At 68.5% G+C, this 22,889-nt stretch carries 24 protein-coding genes (1 of these 24 cut by a window edge); 16 read left to right on the top strand and 8 right to left on the bottom strand.

From position 1 onward, the window contains the following. Nucleotides 1-94 precede the first annotated feature (94 nt). Nucleotides 95-832, bottom strand: coding sequence for a bifunctional 2-polyprenyl-6-hydroxyphenol methylase/3-demethylubiquinol 3-O-methyltransferase UbiG (ubiG, locus tag ACT009_RS09365; protein ID WP_445190829.1), 738 nt, complete (start codon nt 830-832; stop codon nt 95-97). Nucleotides 833-884: 52 nt separating this feature from the next. Here ubiG and ACT009_RS09360 point away from each other — a divergent pair, with 52 nt between their 5' ends. The 8 genes from ACT009_RS09360 (at nt 885) to pal (ending at nt 7,960) form a co-directional block, all read left to right on the top strand. Further along, entirely contained in the window at nt 885-2,147 is a 1,263-nt protein-coding gene (locus tag ACT009_RS09360) for an aspartate kinase (RefSeq protein WP_445190828.1), read from the top strand. A 29-nt stretch (nt 2,148-2,176) separates the two neighbouring features. Then, a complete protein-coding gene (locus tag ACT009_RS09355; protein WP_445194052.1) occupies nt 2,177-3,166 on the top strand; it encodes an NAD(P)H-dependent flavin oxidoreductase in 990 nt (329 codons plus the stop codon). A 53-nt stretch (nt 3,167-3,219) separates the two neighbouring features. After that, entirely contained in the window at nt 3,220-3,681 is a 462-nt protein-coding gene (gene ybgC / locus ACT009_RS09350; RefSeq protein WP_445190827.1) for a tol-pal system-associated acyl-CoA thioesterase, read from the top strand. After that, nucleotides 3,678-4,370: a protein TolQ gene (tolQ, locus tag ACT009_RS09345; RefSeq protein ID WP_445190826.1), complete on the top strand. Its 693-nt coding sequence runs from the start codon at nt 3,678-3,680 to the stop codon at nt 4,368-4,370. Before ybgC ends, tolQ begins: the two co-directional genes overlap by 4 nt. Nucleotides 4,371-4,515: 145 nt before the next feature. Then, the gene (gene tolR, locus ACT009_RS09340; protein ID WP_445190825.1) at nt 4,516-4,953 is read left to right on the top strand and encodes a protein TolR; all 438 of its coding nucleotides are present in this window, start codon (nt 4,516-4,518) and stop codon (nt 4,951-4,953) included. Continuing rightward, nucleotides 4,953-5,885, top strand: a complete 933-nt coding sequence (locus ACT009_RS09335; RefSeq protein ID WP_445190824.1) for a cell envelope biogenesis protein TolA — start codon at nt 4,953-4,955, stop codon at nt 5,883-5,885. Before tolR ends, ACT009_RS09335 begins: the two co-directional genes overlap by 1 nt. Nucleotides 5,886-6,017: 132 nt before the next feature. Next, entirely contained in the window at nt 6,018-7,388 is a 1,371-nt protein-coding gene (gene tolB / locus ACT009_RS09330) for a Tol-Pal system beta propeller repeat protein TolB (RefSeq protein WP_445190823.1), read from the top strand. Between the two features lie 53 nt (nt 7,389-7,441). Next, on the top strand, nt 7,442-7,960 hold the full coding sequence (gene pal / locus ACT009_RS09325) for a peptidoglycan-associated lipoprotein Pal (RefSeq protein WP_445190822.1): 519 nt from the start codon (nt 7,442-7,444) through the stop codon (nt 7,958-7,960). 200 nt (nt 7,961-8,160) lie between these two features. On the opposite strand, the gene ACT009_RS09320 is transcribed toward pal, so the two are convergent. The 3 genes from ACT009_RS09320 to ACT009_RS09310 are packed head-to-tail and all read right to left on the bottom strand — an operon-like array spanning nt 8,161 to nt 11,149. After that, the gene (locus tag ACT009_RS09320) at nt 8,161-9,021 is read right to left on the bottom strand and encodes a S1/P1 nuclease (protein ID WP_445190821.1); all 861 of its coding nucleotides are present in this window, start codon (nt 9,019-9,021) and stop codon (nt 8,161-8,163) included. A 44-nt stretch (nt 9,022-9,065) separates the two neighbouring features. Continuing rightward, the gene (locus tag ACT009_RS09315) at nt 9,066-9,986 is read right to left on the bottom strand and encodes an isoaspartyl peptidase/L-asparaginase family protein (protein WP_445190820.1); all 921 of its coding nucleotides are present in this window, start codon (nt 9,984-9,986) and stop codon (nt 9,066-9,068) included. Continuing rightward, on the bottom strand, nt 9,986-11,149 hold the full coding sequence (locus tag ACT009_RS09310; protein WP_445190819.1) for an acyltransferase family protein: 1,164 nt from the start codon (nt 11,147-11,149) through the stop codon (nt 9,986-9,988). The genes ACT009_RS09315 and ACT009_RS09310 overlap by 1 nt, the downstream gene beginning before the upstream one ends. Nucleotides 11,150-11,238: 89 nt before the next feature. Between ACT009_RS09310 and ispG the strand changes: the two genes are divergently transcribed. The 3 genes from ispG (at nt 11,239) to ACT009_RS09295 (ending at nt 13,996) form a co-directional block, all read left to right on the top strand. After that, nucleotides 11,239-12,363, top strand: coding sequence for a flavodoxin-dependent (E)-4-hydroxy-3-methylbut-2-enyl-diphosphate synthase (gene ispG / locus ACT009_RS09305; RefSeq protein ID WP_445190818.1), 1,125 nt, complete (start codon nt 11,239-11,241; stop codon nt 12,361-12,363). A 266-nt stretch (nt 12,364-12,629) separates the two neighbouring features. Then, the gene (locus ACT009_RS09300; protein WP_445190817.1) at nt 12,630-13,523 is read left to right on the top strand and encodes a DMT family transporter; all 894 of its coding nucleotides are present in this window, start codon (nt 12,630-12,632) and stop codon (nt 13,521-13,523) included. Beyond that, complete coding sequence (locus ACT009_RS09295) at nt 13,520-13,996, top strand: GNAT family N-acetyltransferase (protein ID WP_445190816.1); 477 nt, start codon at nt 13,520-13,522, stop codon at nt 13,994-13,996. The genes ACT009_RS09300 and ACT009_RS09295 overlap by 4 nt, the downstream gene beginning before the upstream one ends. 126 nt (nt 13,997-14,122) lie before the next feature. Here the strand turns inward: ACT009_RS09295 and ppa are convergent, their stop codons facing one another. From ppa to ACT009_RS09280, 3 genes are all read right to left on the bottom strand, one after another. Further along, the gene (gene ppa / locus ACT009_RS09290) at nt 14,123-14,698 is read right to left on the bottom strand and encodes an inorganic diphosphatase (RefSeq protein WP_445190815.1); all 576 of its coding nucleotides are present in this window, start codon (nt 14,696-14,698) and stop codon (nt 14,123-14,125) included. A gap of 37 nt (nt 14,699-14,735) precedes the next feature. Further along, nucleotides 14,736-16,664, bottom strand: coding sequence for a M61 family metallopeptidase (locus ACT009_RS09285; protein WP_445190814.1), 1,929 nt, complete (start codon nt 16,662-16,664; stop codon nt 14,736-14,738). A gap of 97 nt (nt 16,665-16,761) precedes the next feature. After that, nucleotides 16,762-17,412: a DUF1345 domain-containing protein gene (locus tag ACT009_RS09280; RefSeq protein WP_445190813.1), complete on the bottom strand. Its 651-nt coding sequence runs from the start codon at nt 17,410-17,412 to the stop codon at nt 16,762-16,764. 49 nt (nt 17,413-17,461) lie between these two features. Between ACT009_RS09280 and hisS the strand changes: the two genes are divergently transcribed. From hisS to ACT009_RS09260, 4 genes are all read left to right on the top strand, one after another. Further along, nucleotides 17,462-18,712, top strand: a complete 1,251-nt coding sequence (gene hisS, locus ACT009_RS09275) for a histidine--tRNA ligase (RefSeq protein WP_445190812.1) — start codon at nt 17,462-17,464, stop codon at nt 18,710-18,712. Further along, nucleotides 18,709-19,782, top strand: a complete 1,074-nt coding sequence (gene prfA, locus ACT009_RS09270) for a peptide chain release factor 1 (protein ID WP_445190811.1) — start codon at nt 18,709-18,711, stop codon at nt 19,780-19,782. Before hisS ends, prfA begins: the two co-directional genes overlap by 4 nt. A 198-nt stretch (nt 19,783-19,980) precedes the next feature. After that, nucleotides 19,981-20,799, top strand: coding sequence for a peptide chain release factor N(5)-glutamine methyltransferase (gene prmC / locus ACT009_RS09265; RefSeq protein ID WP_445190810.1), 819 nt, complete (start codon nt 19,981-19,983; stop codon nt 20,797-20,799). Nucleotides 20,800-21,069: 270 nt separating this feature from the next. Then, nucleotides 21,070-22,089, top strand: coding sequence for a DUF4167 domain-containing protein (locus tag ACT009_RS09260; RefSeq protein WP_445190809.1), 1,020 nt, complete (start codon nt 21,070-21,072; stop codon nt 22,087-22,089). Between the two features lie 67 nt (nt 22,090-22,156). On the opposite strand, the gene ACT009_RS09255 is transcribed toward ACT009_RS09260, so the two are convergent. Further along, nucleotides 22,157-22,435 (bottom strand): hypothetical protein, encoded by a 279-nt coding sequence (locus ACT009_RS09255; protein ID WP_445190808.1) that lies wholly within the window; start codon nt 22,433-22,435, stop codon nt 22,157-22,159. Between the two features lie 67 nt (nt 22,436-22,502). Between ACT009_RS09255 and ACT009_RS09250 the strand changes: the two genes are divergently transcribed. Then, on the top strand, nt 22,503-22,889 hold the 5' portion of the coding sequence (locus ACT009_RS09250) for a CBS domain-containing protein (RefSeq protein ID WP_445190807.1). 42 nt of this gene lie beyond the right edge of the window; 387 of the gene's 429 nt are visible here — the first part of the coding sequence; the start codon lies at nt 22,503-22,505; its stop codon lies off the right edge, out of view.

The raw sequence follows: 22,889 nt of genomic DNA, 5'->3' as shown, positions 1-22,889 counted from the left end.
AATAACGGCAGTTGTGCTCCCGCGAAGGCGGGAGCCCAGTACTGGGTCCCCGCCTTCGCGGGGACACAATGAGGACGTGGTTGACCTAGCTGGATTAGCCGCGCACCGCCGTCATGAAATAGTCCAGCGCGGTCGACTCGCTCAGCTCGAAGCCGCGGGCGGGGGAGAAGGCGAGGCCCTGGACGTCCATCACCGTCAGCCCCGCATCCTCAACCAGCGCGCGCAATTCGTCGGGGGTGAGGAACTTCTCCCAATCGTGGGTCCCGTGGGGGATGCGGCGGGTGCCCTCTGCCAGCGTGATCAGCGCGAGGCGAGACAGGGGCGTGCGGTTGGGGGTCGACAGGATCAGCAGCCCGCCGTCCGCGACCGCGCCGGCCAGGCCGTCGACGAACGCGGCGGGCTCGGCGACGTGCTCGATCACCTCCAGGCTGGTGACAAGGTCGTAGCGGCCGGTCACCTCCTCGATTCCCGCGGCACGGTAGCCGATCGCCAGCCCCGACCGAGCGGCATGGACCGCCGCCGCCTCGACATTCTCGGGTGCCGGATCGATCCCGGTGACGGTAGCGCCGAGCCGCGCGAGCGGTTCGCACAGCAGCCCCGCGCCGCAGCCGACGTCGAGCGCGGTCTTGTCCGCCAGCGGCGCGTAGCTCGCCGGGTCGCTGCCCCAATGCGCGTCGATCCGGCTGCGGATGTAGCGCAGCCGCGGCGGGTTGAGCTTGTGCAGCATCGCCGACGATCCCGCCGGGTTCCACCAATCCGCCGCCATCCGGCCAAAATGCGCCGCCTCGCTGGGGTCGATCGTGCTGCCCATCGTGCTGCTTGCGCTATTCATGGCCGCTACCTATCAGCACCTACCTTCCATCCCAAGGAGTTTGGGCCCCCGCATGGCGCGCATCGTGATGAAGTTCGGCGGCACGTCGATGGCCGGGATCGAGCGCATCCGCAACGTCGCGGCGCGGGTGAAGCGCGAGGTCGACGCGGGCAACCAGGTCGCGGTGGTGGTCTCGGCGATGGCCGGGGAGACCGACCGGCTGGTCGGGTTCTGCCGGGAAGCGTCGCCGCTCTACGATCCGCGCGAATACGACGTGGTGGTGTCGGCGGGCGAACAGATCACCAGCGGGCTGCTCGCGATCTCGCTGCAGGCGGCAGGGGTGAACGCGCGGTCGTGGATGGGCTGGCAATTGCCGATCCACACCGACGACGCCTTCGCCAAGGCGCGGATCGGCATCATCGACACCGCCGCGCTCGACGCCAGTCTGGCGGCGGGCGAGGTGGCGGTGATCCCCGGCTTCCAGGGCGTCGCCGAGAACGACCGGATCACGACGCTCGGCCGCGGCGGTTCCGATACCTCGGCGGTCGCGGTGGCGGCGGCGATGAAGGCGGACCGCTGCGACATCTATACAGATGTCGACGGCGTCTACACCACCGATCCGCGGATCGTGCCGCGCGCGCGCAAGCTCGCCAAGGTGACGTACGAGGAAATGCTGGAGCTCGCCAGCGTCGGGGCGAAGGTGCTCCAGACGCGATCGGTGGGGCTGGCGATGAAGGAACGCGTCCGCGTCCAGGTGCTGTCGTCGCTGACGGGGCCCGACGCACCGATGGCGGATACACTGCCCGGCACGATGATCGTGGGGGAAGAGGAGAATGACGACGTGGAACGCCAGCTGATCACCGGGATCGCGCACGACAAGAACGAGGCGAAGATCACGTTGACGACGGTTCCCGATACCCCGGGCACGGTGGCGGCGATCTTCGAGCCGCTGGCGGCGGCGAACATCAACGTCGACATGATCATCCAGAACATCGCGCACGATCACGGATCGACCGACGTCACCTTCACGGTGCCGTCGTCGGATCTGCCGCGCAGCCTGGAAGCGCTCAACCAGGCGCGCGATGCGATCGGGTTCGGCGAGCTGGTCCACGATACCCGCGTCGCCAAGATTTCCGTGGTTGGCGTGGGGATGCGCAGCCACGCCGGCGTCGCCAGCACGATGTTCACGACGCTGGGTGGCCGCGGGATCAACATCCTCGCGATCTCGACCAGCGAAATCAAGGTATCGGTGCTGATCAACGAGGACGAGACCGAGCTCGCGGTGCGGCTGCTCCACACCGCCTACGGGCTCGATGCCGTGGACGTGGCGGCGTGACCGTCGGGCAGGATCGCCTCGCGCGGCGGATGGCGCGCGGCGCCGACTTCCTCGGTGCCGAGGTGGCGATCATGGCGGGCGCGATGTCGTGGGTCAGCGAGCGCAACCTCGTCTCGGCGATGTCGAACGCGGGCGGCTTCGGGGTGATCGCGTGCGGCGCGATGACCCCCGAGCTGCTCGACGCGGAGATTGCGGGCACCGGGGCGCTGACCGAGAAGCCGTTCGGGGTGAACCTGATCACGATGCATCCGGGGCTGTTCGATTTGATCGCGGTCTGCGCCAGACACAAGGTTGGCCACGTCGTGCTCGCGGGTGGCCTGCCGCCAAAGGGGTCGCTCGAGGCGATCAAGGAAAGCGGCGCCAAGGTCGTCTGCTTCGCACCGACGCTGGCGCTCGCCAAGAAGCTGATCCGGTCGGGCGTCGACGCGCTGGTGATCGAAGGCATGGAAGCGGGCGGGCATATCGGCCCGGTATCGACCAGCGTGCTGGCGCAGGAGATGCTGCCCGAGATCGCGTCGGCGGTGCCGGTGTTCGTCGCCGGCGGGATCGGCCGTGGCGAGGCGATCGCGGGCTATCTCGACATGGGTGCCGCCGGGGTGCAGCTCGGCACGCGGTTCGTGTGCGCGACCGAGAGCATCGCGCACGCCAATTTCAAGAAGGCGTTCATTCGCGCCTCCGCGCGCGACGCGGTCGCCAGCATCCAGCTCGACCCGCGGCTGCCGGTGATCCCGGTCCGCGCGCTGAAGAACGCGGCGGGCGAGCTGTTCAGCGCGAAACAGCGCGAGGTCGCGCAGCTGCTCGACGGCAAGCAGGTCGAGATGCTCGAGGCGCAGTTGCAGATCGAGCATTACTGGGCGGGCGCTCTGCGCCGCGCGGTGATCGACGGCGACGTCGAGCATGGCAGCGTGATGGCGGGCCAGTCGGTCGGCATGGTGACCAAGGAAGAGCCGATCGCCGACATCATCGGCACGCTCGTTGCCGAGGCGTCGGCGGCGCTGGAGTTGCGCGCAGCGGCTTAAATCGCGGCAGGCCAAGGGTTCCTTCGTTCGCACGCTTCGGTTAACGCCCCCCGATGACGGCGACGCGCGCAGATCTTCCGCTCGAAGGATATTTCGACGGGTCCGAGCATCGCTTCGCGCTGCGGGTGTATTTCGAGGACACCGATCTCTCGGGCGTCGTCTACCACGCCAATTACCTGCGCTACATGGAACGCGCGCGGTCTGACATGCTGCGCGTCGCCGGGATCGATCAGCGCGCGGTGTTCGAGGCGGGCGAGGGCGCCTATGCGGTCGCGGCAATGGCCATCCGCTACGCCGCCCCGGCGCGGCTCGATGATGCGCTGCTGGTGGCCAGCCGCATTCACCAGGTCCGCGCGGCGAGCGTGGTCATTCATCAAACAGTCAGGCGCGGAGCGGTTCTGCTGGTGTCGGCGGAGGTGACCGTTGCGCTGGTCGCCGCCTCCGGCCGTGCGAAGCGACAACCACGCGCCTGGCTCGACATCTACGAACGCCTCATTTGGCAGGGGGACGCATGAATCCGGTCTTCAACATGGACGCTGCGACGATGTCGCCGGTGGCGCTCTTCATCCAGGCGGATTTCGTCGTGAAGATCGTCATGGGCGGGTTGCTGATCGCAAGCATCTGGACCTGGGCGCTGATCGTCGCCTTCTGGCGGCGGCTCGGCACCACTCGGCGGGAGATGACGCGGTTCGATCGTGCCTTCTGGCAGGCCGAGGACATCGACGTCTTCTACAAGGCGGAAAGCGGCCGCGACCTGCCATCGGCGCGGGTGTTCGTCGCCGGGGTGAAGGAATGGCGCGAATCCACCGTCGGCGGCGGGATCGACAAGGCGGGCACGCGCGAGCGCCTCGCCACTGCGATGGGCGCGGCGGTCGCCAACGAGATCGACAAGTTGTCGGACCGGCTCAACATCCTCGCGACGATCGGGTCGGTGGCGCCGTTCGTCGGACTTTTCGGAACGGTGTGGGGGATCATGCGCGCGTTCACCGGGATCGCGTCGGCACAGAATTCGAGCCTCGCGGTGGTTGCGCCGGGGATCGCGGAGGCGCTGTTCGCGACCGCGATCGGGCTGTTCGCGGCGATTCCCGCGGTGATCGCGTACAACCGCTTCAGCCACGGCGTGAACCGGATCGAGGCACAGCTGAACCGTTTTGCCGACGGCTTCCATGCGACGCTGTCGCGCCAGCTGGACGCCGCGCGGTGAAGGGCGGCGCTAAACTCCTCCCCGGTACGGGGAGGTGGCGCGCCGAAGGCGTGACGGAGGGGGGCATCCTCCCGCGTGACGCTGCTGGGCACGCCCCCTCCACCACGCTTCGCGCGGTCCCCCTCCCCGTGCCGGGGAGGAGTGCATGTCGATGAACCTTCCGTCGCAGCGTGGGCGTGGACGGCGGGCGCCGATGGCGGACATCAATGTCACGCCGCTGGTCGACGTCATGCTGGTGCTGCTGATCATCTTCATGGTCACCGCGCCGCTGCTTACCGCGGGCGTGCCGGTGAACCTGCCCGACAGCCGCGCGAAGGCGCTCGACCAGGATCAGAAGCCGGTGCAGATCTCGCTCGACGAGGCGGGCAAGCTGTTCGTCGATGATAAGGAGATCGGCGAGGCGGCGCTGCCCGGCGAGCTCGAACGGATCGCCGCACTGCAGGCCGGGGGCGAGCCGCCCCAGGTGTTTCTTCGCGCCGATCGCGCGCTCGATTACGGCCGTGTGATGCGGGTAATGGGCGAACTCAACCGCGCCGGGCTGAACCGCGTCGCGCTGGTGACGGTGGAGGGGCCGCAGCGCTGATGGATCGCGCGGAGAAGATCGGCCTCGGCGTTGCCGTCGTCGGGCACGTCGTGCTCTTCGGCCTGCTGTCGGTCGGCTTCCTGGCGACGCCGAACCCGGCCAAGCTGATGCAGCAGCCGGTCGAGGTCAGCCTAGTGAATGATGTCGGGCTGGAGGCGGCGGCGCCGCAGAACGTCGCGCCGCCGGCGCAGTCGGTCGCGCCCGACAAGGGCACGCCCGAAGATGCTGCGCCGCCGCCGCCGCAGGAGGCCGCGCCCGCGCCCGAACCAGATCCCGCGCCGCCGCAGCCGCAGCGGAAACCCGCGCCGCCCGAACCGGTGCGTCAGCCTAAACCCGCACCCGCCTCCAAGCCCGCACTGACGCCTGCAAAGGCCAAGCCACAGCCCGCTGCGCCCGAAAAGGCCGCGGCGCAGCCCGCACCTGCGAAGAAGGCGAGCGCCAGCGCGGCGGCCAAGCCGAAACCCGCCGCTGCAACCGGGGCGGGGACGAAGGCGACCGCCACCAACGCGCGTCCGCGCGGCTCACGGCTCGGCGCCAACTTCCTCGAAGGGTTGACCGACAAGCCGTCGACCAGCACCTCCACCGCGCCGCGAGCGGCCAAGATCGATGCGCGCGCGATGGCGGGGATCGTCCAGGCGATCGCGCGCCAGATCCAGCCCTGTGCCGACCGGCAGGTAAATCCCGGACCGGGCGCGAACGCGATCGTGACCACGCTCAACCTCCGCCTCAACGAGGACGGCACGCTCGCCGCCACCCCGCGGATGGTACGCCAGTCGGGCGTCGACGGCGAGAACGACCGCTACGCGCAGCGCGTGGTCGATCTCGGCATCGCAGCCTTCAAGGGCTGTTCGCCGTTAAAGCTGCCTGCGGAATATTACTCCACGCCATCGGGCGGGTGGAACAACATCAATTTTCAGTGGAAGCTGCAGTGATTGGCTCGTTCGGCCAGCACCACGGCGCGTGTCCCCGCGAAGGCGGAGACCCAGTACTGGGCTTCCGCCTTCGCGGGAGCACATGGAGCTTGGTACGATGTCTGTGGTAAGCTGCGAAAAAGGTTTGAGAGGATGCGTATGATCCGGTCGTTGCTTGTCGCGCTCAGCGTCGCCGTTGTCTTGCCGGCCGCGGCGCAGCAGGCGTCCGTGCCGCAGGATCAGGCGGCGGCGCATGGTCCGGCGCCGCTCGAGGTGTCGGTGACGGGCGGCGTGTCCGCGCCGATGCCGATCGCGATCCCGCCGATGCCGACCGCGGCGGTGGTGCAGACCAGTGCCGGGACGACCGCGGAGGTCGGCAGCAAGCTGGCGGGGATCGTCGCCGACGACCTGCGCAATTCGGGGCTGTTCACGCCGCTGTCGCCCGGCCGGCTGCGGCAGGTTGGCTTCGCCGAGGTAACCGCGCCCGCGTTCGATTATTGGGGCGGCACCGGCGCGCAGGCGCTGGTCCAGGGTTATGTCCGCGCCAATGGCGACGGCACGCTAACGGTCGGCTGCTACCTCTACGACGTGTTCTCGAAGATCGAGCTGACCCGCCAGGGCTTCGTGGTGCCGCCGGCGGACTGGCGGCGGGCGGGGCATAAATGCGCCGACATGGTCTATGCGCGGCTGACCGGCGAGGGCCCGTATTTCGACAGCCGCGTCGTCTACGTCGCGGAAACCGGGCCCAAGGGCAAGCGCATCAAGCGGCTCGCGATCATGGACCAGGACGGTGCCAACCACCGCTTCCTGACCAACGGCCAGTCGATCGTGCTGACCCCGCGCTTCGCGCCGAACCAGCAGTCGATCGTCTATATGAGCTATCTGGGCGATCGACCGTCGATCTACGTCTACGACATCGGATCGGGGCGGCAACGGCTGGTGGTTCGCAACGTCAGCCTGACGTTCGCGCCGCGCTTCTCGCCCGACGGCCGCTTCATCCTGTTTTCGATGGCGCAGGGTGGCAACACCGACGTTTACCGCGTGCCGAGCGCGGGGGGGACGCCGCAGCGGCTGACCACCTCGCCCGGGATCGATACCGGCGGCAGCTATTCGCCCGACGGATCGAAGATCGTGTTCGAAAGCGATCGATCGGGCGGCCAGCAGCTCTACGTGATGAACGCCGACGGATCGAACCAGCAGCGGATCAGCTTCGGCGGCGGGCGCTACGCCACCCCGGTCTGGAGCCCGCGCGGCGACCTGATCGCGTTCACCAAGATCGCGGGCGCGTTCCGCATCGGCACGATGTCGCCGTCGGGCGGCAACGAGAAGCTGCTGACCAACGCCTGGCAGGACGAGGGGCCGAGCTGGTCGCCCAACGGCCGGGTCATCACTTTCTTCCGATCGGGCCGCGGCGGGGCGGGGAAGGCCGATCTCTGGGCAGTCGACCTGACCGGCTCGGTCGAACGCCGTATCCCGACCCCGCTCGACGGATCTGACCCGGCCTGGGGACCGCTGCGGCCGTAGAAACGTTGTCATCCGAGTTTCGGGGGCGAAACGAACAATTTGGGAGATACGATATGAACAAGCTCACGACGATCCTGATTGCGGGCACCGCGCTCGTCGCGGTCGCGGGCTGCGCAAAGAAGCGGCCCGAAGTGCTGCCGCCGGCGCCGTCCGATACCGCGACGTCGCAGGCCGGCACCGGCACCGGCGACACCAACGGCGCGATCGTGCCAGGATCGGACGCCGATTTCCGACGCTCGGTGTCGTCGAACACCGTCAATTTCGGCGTCGACGTGTTCGACATCGATCCGGCCGCACGCGCGATCCTCGACAGCCAGGCAGCGTGGCTCGCCAAATTCCCGCAGGTCCGTGCGACGATCGAGGGGCATTGTGACGAGCGCGGCACCCGCGAATACAACCTCGCGCTCGGCGATCGCCGCGCCAACTCGGCGAAGAACTACCTCGTCGCGCGCGGGGTCGATCCATCGCGGCTGACCACGATCAGCTACGGCAAGGAACGCCCGCTCGCGACCGGATCGGACGACGACAGCTACGCGCAGAACCGCCGTGCGGTGACGGTGGTCCTGAACTAGCGCATGATGACCCGTTCGTGCCGAGTAGAGATCGAGTAGCTCCTGCAAGGAGCGTATCGAGAGCTCGTATCGAGGTACAGGTGCCACGCACCAACCATCCCTCGATACGCCGTCTCGATACGCCCTACGGGCTACTCGACCGCTACTCGGGACGAACGGGAAGGCTGGGCCGGTGTCCTGATGCTCAGGTCCAGTTTCGGCTATCCCAGCGCGGCGTCGAGCAGCTTGGCGAGGCGCAGCCCGCCGCGTTCGACCTCGAGGCGGGCGATCGGCACCAGCCGCGCGATCGTGGCGTCGTCGAGCGTCGTGCTTTTGATCGGGGCGGCGCAGGCGTCGCCGCCCGCGGCGCTCGCATAGACGTAGCGGCGCGACACCTCCCAGGCTTCGCGGCTCCAGTCGGTGACCGTGCCCGTGGCGATCCGCCGGCGTTCGGCTGCGGGAAATCGGCGGACCAGCGACGGCCCGCTGGTGATCGCGCGCTCGGCGAGCGGCCCGTCCCAGATCGAATGCAGGTTGAAGCGCTTCGGCGCGTAGATGCCGTAGCGCGCCGCGACCTCGTTGCCGCCCTTGTCCGCACGGTCACCGGCGTGGAGCGGCTGGTGCAGGTCGCCGACGAAGTGGATCAGGAAGACGAGTGCCTCGACCCGTTGCTTCGGCGTCGAGCGGCGGTTCTTCAGGATGCCGACGTCGCGGTCGATCTGCGCGCTGACGCAGTCGCCGTCCTTGCATGCTGGCATGAGGCTGAACGGTGCGCAGACGTCGACGTTCTGGAAATGCCAGTTGTACGCGTAATCGAACCGGCGCTTGCCGTCGGCGCCCTTTAGCGGCTTGACGCAATCCGCCCAGACGCTCGCGTCCTCGAACGTCCGCGCGGGGCAGCTTGGGGTGTCGAGCAGCGCGGAGCGGGCGAGGAGGCGGTGGATCGCGGCGCGGGTCCGCGGCGTGACGTTCGCCTCGGCGATCTGCGCGATGGTCTGGTGGCCATATTCCCAATAGGCCTGGGTGGGGGCGGCAGCCCCGAGCATCGCCGTGCCGGCAATTACCGTACGAATACTGATCATTACCGCGCCTTAGGCGCAGCCGATGGTCTTTCCAACCGCGCGCATCACGCCTCGTCGCCATAGATCGCGACGACGCGCTCGCCCGACGCGTCGGCGCGGCCGCGGAACATGCCGGGGGTGGAGAAGCGCCACACCGCCTCGCCGGTCGGCGCGACGACGATGGTGCCGCCGGTGCCGCCGAGCGCGACCACCTCGCCGATCGCGGCATCGACCGCATCGGCGAGCGACGCGCCGGCGAAGCGGACCCGCGCCGCGATCTCGTGCGCGAAGCCGGTGCGGATGAAGAACTCGCCGGCGCCGGTGCACGACACCGCGCAGGCGCGATCGTCGGCCCATGTGCCCGCGCCGAGGATCGGCGAATCGCCGATCCGGCCCCAGCGCTTGCCGGTGACGCCCCCGGTCGAGGTCGCGGCGGCGACATGGCCCCGCGCATCGACCGCGACCGCACCGACCGTGCCGTATTTCATGTCGACGTCGAACGCGTCGCCGCCACGGGCCTTCAGCGCGGCGAGCTGGTCGCGCCGTTCGGGAGTGATCAGCCAGTCCTGCGTCACCGGCTCGACACCCTCTGCGGCGCCGAACTCGTCCGCGCCGACGCCGGCGAGGAACACGTGCGGGCTGCGCGCCATCACCGTGCGGGCGAGGGTGACCGGATTGCGGGTCCGCGTGGTGCCCGCGACCGCGCCCGCCGCGCGCGTGGTGCCGTCGACGATCGCGGCGTCCAGCTCGGCGATGCCGTCATAGGTAAGCGCCGCGCCGCGCCCGGCGTTGAAATGGGGATCGTCTTCCAGCACGCGGATCGCGGCCTCGACCGCATCGACCGCGCTGCGCTCCGCCGCCAGTGCCGCGGTGCCGGCATCGAGTGCGCGGTGTAGCGCCGCGCGGACGCCGGCGTCGGTTTCGGCCGAGATGGTCTGCCGGTCGAAGATCCCGCAGCCGCCATGGATCATCAGCGCCCATGCCATCACAGTGCCGCCGCCGCGGTACGCCGGGGAAGCGCCGCCGGCCGGCCGCTACGCAGGCCGATCAGCGGCCGCAGCGGCGGGATCGCGCGCCCGACGACGTAGAACAGCCAGCAGCCTCCGATCGTCGCCACGACGAGAATGGCGAATTCGGCCCAGCCCGGCAGCCCGGCGGGCAGGATCGCCCACATCGCGACGACGATGATCGTCTGGTGGACCAGATAGAAGGGGAACACCGCCTCGGTCAGCATTGGCCGGATCGGCAGATCGCGGTTGAGGTAGCGTTCGGCGATGCCGATCAGCGCGACGATCGCGGCCCATTGCTGCACCGCATGCGCGGCACCGTAGAAGGGATAGATCCAGCGCGGTGCCGGGGTGTCGCCGGGCCAGGTCCGCTCGACCCCGATGATAAAGGCATAGCCGACCACCGCCAGCACCGCGCCGACCCGCCACCAGCGCCCGATCGCGGCCATCGCCGGCTCCGACCCCGCCAGCCCGAAGCCGAACAGGAAGGCGGGCAGGAAGGTCGCGTGCGCGATCCAGTCGCCGAACAGCGCGTGGCTTTCGGCGGCCATCGGGAAGATCCAGCCATGCACCGCGATCAGCCAGGCGAGCGGCACGATCAGCACTCCGACGCCGGCGAACACCTTGTCGAACACGCGCTGCGGCGCAGGCGACCGCGCCACCAGCAGCACCAGGCCGAGCGCGAGCGTGTAGACCCACAGGTAGACGACGAACCACAGATGGTTCCAGGTCGGCAGCGACAGCCCCGCCAGCGTGGCGAAGCGGAAGTAATCGTGCAGCCAGAAGGTCGCGTAGCCGCCCGAATAGGCGTGCTTGGTAACCAGCTCGACCCAGGGCTGCGGCGGGACGATCACCGCCATGCCGAACAGCAGCGGCACCAGCAGCCGGAAGGTGCGGTTGCCGATGAACCCGCCCACCCCGCTCGATCGCCGCAGCAGTGCGCGACTCGCATAGCCCGACACCACGAACAGCAGCGTCAGCCGCCAGGCGTTGGTCGCGAGCATCGGCAGCGTCGCCCAGGTCGCGACATGGGTGGATTTGACGTGGAAGTTCCACGGCACGAACACCATGCCGATATGGTAGAAGATCAGCAGCGCGAAGGCGCCGATCCGCAACCAGTCCATCCCGTAATGCCGCGTCATTCCCGCGCCCTACCGGCAGAAGGGCGCCGGCGCCAGCGATGTGCGCCGGGTGCTGGCGCGGCGGCGGGCAGGGGAGTATAGGCGCGGCCATGTCCATTCGTCCGTGGCGCGACATCACGCGTCGTCACAGCCGCCAGATCATGGTCGGCAACGTTCCCGTCGGCGGCGATGCGCCGGTCACCGTGCAGACGATGACCAACACGCCGACCTCCGATCCGCGCGCGACGATCGACCAGATCCGCCGCTGCGAGGACGCCGGGGTCGACATCATCCGGGTATCGTGCCCCGACACCGACTCCACCGCCGCGCTCGGCCAGATCGTCCGCGCGGCGCGGGTGCCGATCGTCGCCGACATCCATTTCCACTACAAGCGCGCGCTGGAGGCGGCCGACGCGGGCGCGGCGTGCCTGCGGATCAACCCCGGCAATATCGGCTCGTCCGATCGCGTCCGCGAAGTCGTCAATGCGGCCAAGGCGAACGGCTGCGCGATCCGGATCGGCGTCAACGGGGGCAGCCTCGAACGCCATCTGCTCGAGAAATATGGCGAGCCCTGCCCGGAGGCGCTGGTCGAATCCGCGCTGGATCACATCAAGCTGCTGCAGGACCACGACTTCCACGAATTCAAGGTCGCGGTGAAGGCGTCCGACCTGTTCCTGGCGGTGGCGGCGTACCAGCAGCTGGCCGAAGTGGTCGATTGCCCGCTGCATCTCGGCATCACCGAGGCGGGTGGCTTCGTCGGCGGCACCGTCAAGTCCGCGATCGGAATGGGCAGCCTGCTCTGGTACGGGATCGGCGACACCATCCGCGTGTCGCTCTCCGCCGAACCGGAGGAGGAGGTCCGCGTCGGGTTCGAGATCCTGAAGGCGCTCGGCATCCGCAACCGCGGGGTCCGCGTGGTTTCCTGCCCGAGCTGCGCGCGGCAGGGCTTCGACGTGATCCGCACCGTGCAGGCGCTGGAGGAACGGCTCCAGCACATCCGCACCCCAATGTCGCTCAGCGTCCTCGGTTGCGTGGTCAACGGCCCCGGCGAAGCGCGCGAGACCGACATCGGCATCACCGGCGGCGGCAACGGCAAGCACATGGTCTATCTGTCGGGCGTCACCGACCACCATGTTCAGGATTCCGGGATGGTCGATCACATCGTGTCGCTGGTCGAAGCGAAGGCCCGCGAGATCGAGGCGGCGGACGAGGCGGCGAAGGTGGCGGCGGCGTAGCAAGTCCGCCCTCCGCTGGAGCATGAACATCGGTGTCACCCCGGACTCGATCCGGGGTCCCGCTAAGCCTCAGAAGCAGTAGTCGTTGTACTCACTGCATAGCGGGACCCCGGATCAGGTCCGGGGTGACGAAGATGGATCGGGCCACTGCGACTCTCGCAGAGGTTTCGCCTTCGCGGGAGCACAACCAGCGTTGACCTGTCGATGTTGCACCGTGTCCAATCGCTCGCTTCACCTCACCCACCACTCTCCCTAGAAGACCGTCGATGCGCAGCCCGTCCCCCGCTCTCGCCTTCGCGGTAGCCGCGCTCGGGATCGGGCTGTTCTCGATCATGGACGCGTTCATGAAGTCGCTGGTGCTGGCGATCGGCGTCTACAATGCGCTGTTCTGGCGGGTGACGGTATCGGCGGGGCTCGGTGCGATCGCCTGGCGGGCGGGGCATGACGGGTTGCCGACCCGGCGTACGCTCAGGATCCATCTGCTGCGCGGGACGGTCACCGCGGCGATGGCGCTGCTGTTCTTCTGGGGGCTGGCGCGCGTGCCGATGGCGCAGGCGATCACGCTCGCCTACATCGCGCCGATCCTGGCGCTGCTGTTCGCCGCGGTGGCGCTCGGCGAGCGGGTCGGGCGGCGGGTGATCCTTGCGTCGATCCTCGCCTTCGTCGGCGTGTTCGTGATCCTCGCGGGGCAGGCGCGCGCCGCGCCGATGCCGGGGGCGTTCGACGGCGCGCTGGCGATCCTCGCTTCGGCGGTGCTGTATGCGATCAACCTGGTGATCGCGCGGGTGCAGTCGCAGGCGGCGCGGCCGGGCGAGATCGCGTTCTTCCAGTCGGGCACGGTGGTGGTCCTGCTCGCCTGCGCGGCGCCGTGGCTGGCGGCGGTACCGGCGGCGGCGCACTGGCCGCAGATCGTGATTGCCGCGGTGCTGGGGACGAGTTCGCTGTGGCTGCTCGGCTGGGCCTATGCGCACGGTGAGACCGGCTACCTTGCGACGACCGAATATACCTCGTTTCTCTATGCCGCGGCGCTCGGCTGGGCGGTGTTCGGGGAGCGAGTGTCGGCGTTCACGCTGATCGGCGCGGCGGTCATCGTCAGCGCCTGCTTTTATGCCGCGCGGCGTGGCGGAACCGTCGCGCCGCCGCTACCGGCAGCGTCATGACTTGGATCCGCCCCGCCACGCCCGCCGATGTCGGCACCATCCTCGGCTTCATCCGCGATCTCGCCGCGTTCGAGCGCGAGCCCGACGCGGTCGAGGCGACCGAGGAGACGCTGACCGCGGCGCTGTTCGGTGCCGAGCCGGCGGCCGAGGCGGTGATCGCCGAGGACGGCGAACCGCTCGGCTTCGCGATCTTCTTCCACAATTTTTCGACATGGACGGGAAGGCGGGGGCTGTACCTGGAGGATCTGTACGTCACCCCGGCGGCGCGGGGATGCGGGGTCGGCACCGCGTTGTTGCGGCATCTCGCGGGAATCGCGGTGGCGCGCGGGTGCGCGCGGTTCGAATGGTCGGTGCTCGACTGGAACGAACCCGCGATCCGCTTCTACCGCGCGATGGGCGCGGTCGGGCAGGACGAGTGGACGGTGCAGCGCGTCAGCGGCGAGGCGCTGGTGAAGCTGGCGGGGGGCCAGTAGCAACCTTCAGGCCCCTCCCCTTCAGGGGAGGGGTTGGGGTGAGGGCTCTCCACAAGCGCCGCGTTTGCGGCGAGGCCCCACCCCCGACCCCTCCCCTGAAGGAGAGGGGAGAGGTTTAGAAGTCCTTCAACGACCCGCGACGTCGTGGTCGTGGGGTTCTTCGCCCTGTTCCTTCGCGGTGTTGTAGCGCTCGATCGCCTCGATGGTGATGCGCCGCGCTTCGTCGGCGTCGCCCCATACGCCGACGCGGACCCACTTCTTCTTTTCCAGGTCCTTATAGTGGGTGAAGAAATGTTCGATCTGTTCGAACACGATCTCCGGCACGTCGGCGCGGCTGTCGACGTTGCTGTAATAGGGGAACACCTCGTTGACCGGTACGCAGACGAGCTTCTCGTCGCCACCGGCCTCGTCTTCCAGGTTCAGCACCGCGATCGGACGCGCGCGGACGACGCAGCCGGGGATGAACGGCGAGCGCGCGATCACCAGCGCGTCGAGCGGGTCGCCGTCGGGGGAAAGCGTGTGCGGAACGAAGCCGTAGTTCGCCGGGTAGCGCATCGGCGTGTGGAGGATGCGATCGACGAACAGCGCGCCCGACGCCTTGTCGAATTCGTACTTCACCGGTTCGCCACCGGTCGGCACCTCGATGATGACGTTGAGGTCTTCCGGCGGGTTCTTGCCGGTCGGGATGAGATCGATACGCATGAAGCCAGCCGTCCTTACAGTCGAGTGCGTGCCACGGTCACCGCGGCATCAGCAGTTGGTCCAGGCCACCCTCTCCGGCACCCGTCTTTTCGAGGCGCGGATAGCGGGGCCCGCCGTGATAGTCGATGGCGAGATCGCGGAAACGCGTACCGTTCTTGACCAGCAAGCGGATCGGTTCCTTGCTATCCTTCGCCGCGAGGATCGATGCCTTCAGCCGTTCGGGGGTGAAGGCTTGCCCGTCGACCGCCTGGATCTGCGTGCCGACGTCGATCCCCGCCTTGAACGCGGGCGACTCCCAGATCGAGGCGGTGACCTCGGCATCCTTGTTGATCACCAGTCCGATCGAGAAGCTGACATCGGTGCCGCGGGTCTTTTCCTGGGTCTTCGCATAGGCGCTCTGATCGGGGCCGTAGACGAGCTTGTAGCCGTTCATCGCGAAGCCCTGGATCGGCGCGGGCCGGCCGGTTTCGGTCAGGCGACTGGTCAGGAAGCTCGCCCAGTCATAGGGGACGATGCCGTTCAGCGTCGCGGCGACGTCGGCGAAGGTGTAGGTCAGCTCGCCATAGTCGCCGTCGCGCACCCCGAAGAAGGCGCGCGCAAAATCGTCGATCGACTTGGTGCCGCCCGATTTCTGGCGGAGCATCGCGTCGACCTCCATCCAGACCATCAGGCCCTCGTTGTAGTAATCCTCGCTGCGCTGCCAGCTGGTCCAGCCCTTCGGCCGGCGCTGCGAGATCGTCGGATCGTTGGTGGTGTCGATCAGGTTGCGCCACTGCCGCGCCGGCGCGGTGTCGTAGAGGCCGAGGATCGCGGCATAGCCGTCGAGCGTGTCCTGCTTCGACACCAGCCCCGACCGCGCCTGCAGCACATAGCCCCAGAACTGGGTCTGGCCCTCGTACACCCAGAGCAGCGAATCGCGCATCGGGGTACGGTAATCGGGAGTCCACAGATCGGCGCCGCGACGGAACTTGCCGTCCCAGCTATGCGTGAATTCGTGCGGCAGCAGGTTGCGCGCCGCCGCATTCTGATCCCATTCGGTAAAATAGCCGGGTCGTGATCCGTTTTCCGAGCTGCGATGATGTTCCAGCCCGATCCCGCCGAGCTGGTCGGTGAGCGACAGCAGGAATTCGTAATGATCGTAATGCTGCGCGCCGAAGGTCTTCACCGCCTGATCGACCAGCCGCTTGTGCGCGTCGATCTGCGCCGGGGTCGCGGCGAGCAGGTCGGGCGTGTCGGCGAAGACGTTGAGGACGACCCGCGGGCTCAGCGGCCAGACCTTGCCGTAGCGGCCCGCCAGCACCGGCGAGTCCATCAGGATCTCGTAATTGCTGGCGTCGTAGCGATAGATCGTGCCCGCCGCGGCGTTGGTGACCTTCGCGGGCAGCGCCCCAGCCGCGGTCCAGCCCGCGGGGAAGGTCGCGGTCATCTGGATGGGGATGCGGCGGACGAAATAGCCTGCGGGATAGAGGCTCATCGAGATCGGCTGGAGGCTGATCAGCGCGGGCGTCATCATGATCCGGCCCTGGTCGGCCTTGGTCGCCGACAGGAACTGGAACTCGACGTCGAGCCGCTTCACGCCGGCGGGCACGTCGATGTGGAAGGCGGTGACGTCGATCGGATCGCGCGTCCACGGCAGCACGCGACCATTGCCCCGGATGACCAGCCCGGCGACCTTTTCGATCTGGCCGCTCGGCGAATGGCTGCCGGGGATCCATTTCGGATAGAGCAGCGCCATCGGCCCGGGCTTGGCGACGGGGATCGTCTCCTTCACCCGGAAGATGCCGCGTTCGGTGTCGGTGGCGTCGATGTCGAGCTGGAGCGTGCCGGGATAGGCGGTGTCCTGAGCCGCAGGGATCGTATCGACGAACGGAACCGGCTGCGGCGCCGAATTGCCCGCGGGAACCTGCGCCAGGGCGGGAGCGGCGACGGACAGCAGCAGCGAAGCGACGGCGAGGGTGCGGATCATGGGAAGCCTTCGGCAGGGAATGTTGCGGCGGGTGTAACCAGCGGAAACGCCGCGCGTCCAGTGCCTTGCCCGATCGCGTCCACCGCCATGTGCCGCGTCAGCCGCCGCCCAGCACGTTGATCGTGAACGCGACCACGCCGAGGTTGAACACGAACGCCGCGAGCGAATGACCGAGCACCACCCGGCGGATCCGGCGCGAGGTGATCGACACGTCGGAGGTCTGGAAGGTCATGCCGAGCGTGGCGCTGAAATAGAGGAAGTCCCAATAGTCGGGCTCGTCGCAGGACGGGAATTCCATGCCGCCGGCATCGTCGCCGCCGTCGTTCTCGATATAGAACAGGTGCGCATAATGGAGCGCGTAGATCATGTTGGTGAACAGCCAGGCGAGCGCCAGCGTCGCGATCACCAGCATGATCGCGTAGGTGTCGTTGCGGCCCTTCAGCTCGCCCGCCACCGCGGTGAGGATCGCGATCATCGTCGTCGCGGTGATCGCCAGCAGCAGCGCGCGATTGGCATCGTTGTCGCGCGCGGCGCGGCGCATGTGATCGACGTCGCCGTTGCGGAACAGGCCGATCAGCGACAGCAGGAATGCGGTCGCGGCGATGTCGAACGCCATCATCGTGCCGCGTCCGGCGCCGGCGGCGGGGATCAGCACCACCAGCCCGATCACGAACAGCAGCGCGAACAGCGCGAAACGCGGCGGCGCGATGCGCTTGCCGATCCCCCAATAGCGTCGCTGGCTGGTCATCGTCGGGTGCTAGCGCTTGTCGCGCGCCTCGCCTAGATACGCCCCCCATATGGCCCGTATCGAAACGCCGCGCCGGGTGCGCGGCACCCAGGACATCTTCGGCGAAGACCAACGCCGCTTCGCGCACGTGCTGGACACGTTCGACCGCGTGCGGCGGCTCTATTGCTTCCAGCGCGTCGACCTGCCGGTGTTCGAGGCGACCGAGGTGTTCGCCCGATCGATCGGCGAGACCACCGACGTGGTATCGAAGGAGATGTACACGTTCGACGATCGCGGCGGCGATTCGATCACGTTGCGTCCGGAGTTCACCGCCGGCATCGCCCGCGCCTTCCTGACCGAGGGTTGGCAGCAATATGTGCCGCTGAAGCTCGCGACCAGCGGCGCGGTGTTCCGCTACGAACGCCCGCAGAAGGGGCGCTATCGCCAGTTCCACCAGATCGACGCCGAGATCCTGGGTGCGCCCGAGCCGGCGGCGGACGTCGAGCTGCTGGTGCTGGCGGATCAGCTGCTGAACGAGCTCGGCATCGCCGACGGGGTGACGCTGCAGCTCAACACGCTGGGCGATGCGGCGACCCGCGAGGCGTGGCGGGCCGGGCTGGTCGCGCATTTCGAGGCGCATCGCGGCGATCTGTCGGAGGACAGCCTGATCCGGCTCGACAAGAACCCGATGCGCATCCTCGACTCCAAGGACCCGCGCGACCGACCGATCGCGGACGCGGCGCCGGATATCGACGCGTACCTGACCGACGAGGCGCGCGCGTTCTTCGACGCGGTGACCGGCGGGCTCGACGCCGCGGGCGTGGCGTGGACCCGCAACGCGCGCCTGGTGCGCGGACTGGACTATTACCGGCACACCGCGTTCGAGTTCGTCACCGACCGGCTCGGCGCGCAGGGCACGGTGCTGGCGGGCGGGCGCTACGACGGGCTGGTCGAGTCGCTGGGCGGTGCGCCGACCGCCGGCGTGGGCTGGGCGGCGGGCGTCGAGCGGCTGGCGATGTTGCTGGCGGAGCCGGCGGCGGAGCGGCTTGAGGTCGCTGTCGTCGTTGAGGATGATTCACTGGTGCCGATAGCAATGGCAACAACAGCTGCTCTTCGACGCGCGGGAGTTAGGTCCGACACGATTGCTAGTGGGAGCGTACGAAAGCGTTTCGATCGTGCGCTAAAGCTCAGCCCGCGTCAGATCGTCTCTTTGAAAAAGGATGAGCAGGTAATTGGCTTCTCCCAGCGAGGGTACGGCGCTGATAAAGAGGAGATGGATCGCGTGACTCCCATTATCAACGCGATCGTACAAGCTGCATGACCACCATTTCCCCCGATCGGATCGCGCAGATCGAGGCGCGGCGGGACGAGTTGCAGGCGCAGATGGCGACCGGCGATCTGCCGTCCGATCGCTTCGTCGCGGTGTCGAAGGAATATGCAGAGCTCGAACCCGTCGCGCAGGCCGCGGGGCTGGTCAGGCGGTTACGCGCGGAGGCGGACAGCCTCGCCTATATGGCGGGCGACGCCGACGACGAACTTCGCGCGATGGCGGAGGAGGAACTGCGCGAGAACAAGGCCGCGCTGGAGACCGCCGACCGCAAGCTCGCGCTCGCGCTGCTGCCGCGCGACGCCGCGGACGAGCGCTCGGCGATGCTCGAGGTGCGCGCGGGCACCGGCGGCGACGAGGCGGCGCTGTTCGCGGGTGACCTGTTCCGGATGTACCAGCGCTATGCCGAGGCGCAGGGCTGGCGGGTCGAGATGATCTCGTCTTCGGCGTCCGATGCGGGCGGCTTCAAGGAAGTCGTCGCCAGCGTCACCGGGCAGGGGGTGTTCGCGAAGCTGAAATTCGAGAGCGGGGTCCACCGCGTCCAGCGCGTGCCGGTGACCGAGGCGGGCGGGCGGATCCACACCTCGGCGGCGACCGTCGCGGTGCTGCCCGAGGCGGAGGATGTCGACGTAAAGATCGACGACAAGGACCTGCGCATCGACATCTACCGGTCGTCGGGCCCGGGCGGCCAATCGGTCAACACCACCGATTCGGCGGTGCGCATCGTCCACATCCCGAGCGGGCTGGTGGTGATCCAGCAGGACGAGAAGTCGCAGCACAAGAACAAGGCCAAGGCGATGAAGGTCCTGCGCACCCGGCTCTACGAAGCCGAGCGCGAGCGGCTCCACGCGGAACGGGCGGGCGCGCGGAAGTCGATGGTCGGATCGGGAGACCGATCCGAGCGGATCCGGACGTATAATTTCCCGCAGGGACGCGTGACCGACCACCGGATCAACCTGACGCTCCACCGGCTGCCCGAGATACTGGTCGGCGAGATGGACGACCTGATCGGCGCGCTGATCGCGCAGGACGAAGCGGAGCGCCTGGCGACGCTGGATGGGTGAGTGGGCTGCGGGTTGAATGGAATACCGTGCACCCCTTCTGCCGTCGTCTCGGCGAACGCCGGGACCCACGGAAACGGTGTCGCTGGCGTTGGTCCGCTCCCCCCACCGCGCGCTTCCATGGGTCTCGGCTTTCGCCGGGATGACGGAATGGGGGGTGTCGCGATGTGCGACGGCGGTGCCGGTCGCGAACCCCGCTCGATGACGCTCTCCATCCCCGCCGCCCTTGCCGCCGCTGCGGCGCGGTTCGCGTTCTCCGCGACGCCGCGCCTCGATGCCGAGCTGCTGATGGCGCATGCGCTGATGATTGATCGCACCGCGTTGCTGCTCGACTCCGATCGCGCCGTGTCGCCGGGCTTCGCCGCGCTCGTCGAGCGCCGTGCCGCGCAGGAGCCGATCGCCTACATCACCGGCACCCGCGGCTTCTGGAGCATCGATCTCGCGGTCGGCCCAGGCGTACTGGTGCCGCGTGCCGACAGCGAGACGCTGATCGAGGCGGCGGTCGCGCAGTTCGCGGGGCGACCGCCCGGCCGAATCCTCGATCTCGGCACCGGGCCGGGGACGTTGCTTCTGGCGGCGCTGGCGGAATGGCCCGCGGCGACGGGGCTCGGCGTCGATGCCTCGCCCGACGCGCTCGGCTATGCCCGGCGCAACGCGGCGGCGTTGGCGATGGAGGCGCGCGCCGCCTTCGCGCTCGGCAATTGGGGTGCCGGTATCGCCGAGCGCTTCGATCTGGTGCTCGCCAATCCGCCCTATGTCGCGACCGGGGACGACCTGCCGGCGGAGGTCCGCGATCACGAACCCGCAGCGGCCTTGTTCGCGGGCGCGGACGGGCTGGACGACTATCGCCGGCTGGCGCCGCAGCTCGCCGGGCTGATCGCGCCGGGCGGTGCCGCGGTGATCGAGATCGGTGCGGATCAGGCGGCGGCGGTGACCGCGCTGCTGGCCGGCGCTGGGCTGCGCGCGACCACGGTTCGCGATCTCGGCGGGCGCGATCGTTGCCTCGTCGCCACGGCTTGAATCGGAACAGCGCCGATCCAATATTTCGCTTGTGGTACAGGCGGTCCGCCCGCTATTGGCAGGCCGGGGCACGCATTTTCCACAGACAGTCATCTTCGACGGAATTTGTTGAATCGGGCGGTGGCTCGCACCCTTCGTCATGAAACCGCTGCAGTCCGGCGGCCGTGGCAGGCTCCATCGTTGCGCCCGGCGCACGGTGCGATGCCCGAAGGGTTGCACCGTGTGACCGGGAGCAAGGCCAGTTTTGGTTTTGAGTACAAGGACAGAAGATTGATCAACAATCGGCAGCAGAACGGCCGTCGCCGCGGTCGTGGCGGTAACAATCCCGGTGGCGGCAACGCCCCGCGTCAGGGCGGCGGCGGTCAGGGCCGATCGGACAACGGCAATCGCATCGATAATCGCGCGCGCGGCAACGCCAGCCAATTGTACGAGAAGTACAAGAATCTGGCGAGTGATTCGCAGCGCCAGGGCGACCGGGTGAACACCGAATATTACCTGCAGTTCGCGGATCATTACTTCCGTGTGCTCGCCGACCAGCGCGGCCGCGTCGAAGAGAACCAGCCGCGCCGGCAGCAGCGCGACGACTTCGACGGCGATGGCGACGACTTCTATGGCGACGAGGGCGAGCCGGTGCGCGCCGGCGAGCAGCAGCAGCCACAGCAGGCGCAGCCGTCGCAGCAGTATCAGAACGACGACGGGCAGGGCGACCGCCAGGGCAATTACCGCCGCGAACGTCCCGAGCGTCAGGATCGTGGCGCGAACGGCGGCGATCGCCAGGAGCGTAACGGTCAGGAACGTAACGGTCAGGAACGTAACGTTCAGGATCGCAGCCAGGATCGCGGCCAAGATCGGAGTGGCCAGGATCGGGGCGGCAATGCCGGTGGCGATCGCAGCGAAACCGATCAGTCGCGCCCACCGCGCAATTGGGAGCCGCGCGCCGATCGCGACCAGCAACCCCGGCGTGCGCGCCCCGAGCGCGAGCAGCAGGCCGACACCGCGCCGCGCCGCGAGGCGGAGCAGCCGCAACAGCTCGACGCCTTCGCGCCCGCCGATCAGGCCGCGCCGGAGCAGGACGCCGAGGCGCCCCGCCGCCGTGGTCGTCCGCGTCGCGAGCCGGTCGCCGACGTCGCGCCGCAGCCCGATACGAGCGACACCGGCTTTGGCGCCGATCGCCTGCCGCCCTCGCTCGGCATCTCGGCCGCGGCCAACGATGCGGATGGCGATGCGCCCAAGCCGCGCCGCCGCCGCACCGCACCGCGCACGCGCGACGTGCCCAGCGCCGCGGAGTGAGCGCCGGCCGCAAGGCTTAGTGACGATGAAGAAGGGTCGGTCTTGCGGGGCCGGCCCTTTTTCCGTGTCAGTCGATCCGCTCGACGTCCTCGTCATGGCCGCTGCCCGAGCTGAGGAAGATCAGTCCCATCAGCAGCCCCGCCAGCATCACCGATCCGCCGACCCCGCCGATCACCGCGAGCATGGTCACCAGGTGCAGCCGGCCGTAGACCTGGCCGAGGATCACGATCACCACCGCCACGCAGATCGCCGCTGCCAGCGTCATCCACGCCATGATCGCGCGGAACCGCCCCCACGCGAACGCGGCGTAGACGGGATCGGTCAGGCCTTGCGGGGACTCGGACATGCTTTGCCTTAGGCGCGCAAACATGATCTTCTCAAGCCGCCAAGAACATAGACGAGGAGAGTCTGACATGACGATCGCGGCCATCCTGCGCGGCAAGGGCGACGCGGTGATATCGATCGATCCGGAGGCGAGCGTCGCGGATGCGGTCGCGCTGCTCGCGCAGCACGGCATCGGCGCGGTGCCGGTGATGGCGGCGTCCGCGGTGGTTGGGATCTTTTCCGAACGCGACGTCATCCATGCGCTGGCCGAGGGCGGCGCCGCGGCGCTGACCCGCAAGGTGGCGGAGGTGATGACCAGCCCGGTCGAGAGCGTCGGCCCGCGCGATCCCGCGATCGGCGCGCTGTCGCTGATGACCCGCCGGCGGATCCGGCATCTGCCGGTGGTGGAAGGCGAGCGGGTGGTCGGCTTCGTCTCGATCGGCGACATCGTCAAATACCGGATCGACCGGATCGAG

Source organism: Sphingomonas sp. Tas61C01 (assembly GCF_052567495.1).
Note: the sequence above shows the minus strand (reverse complement) of the source record. Positions and strands in the feature narration are given on the sequence as shown.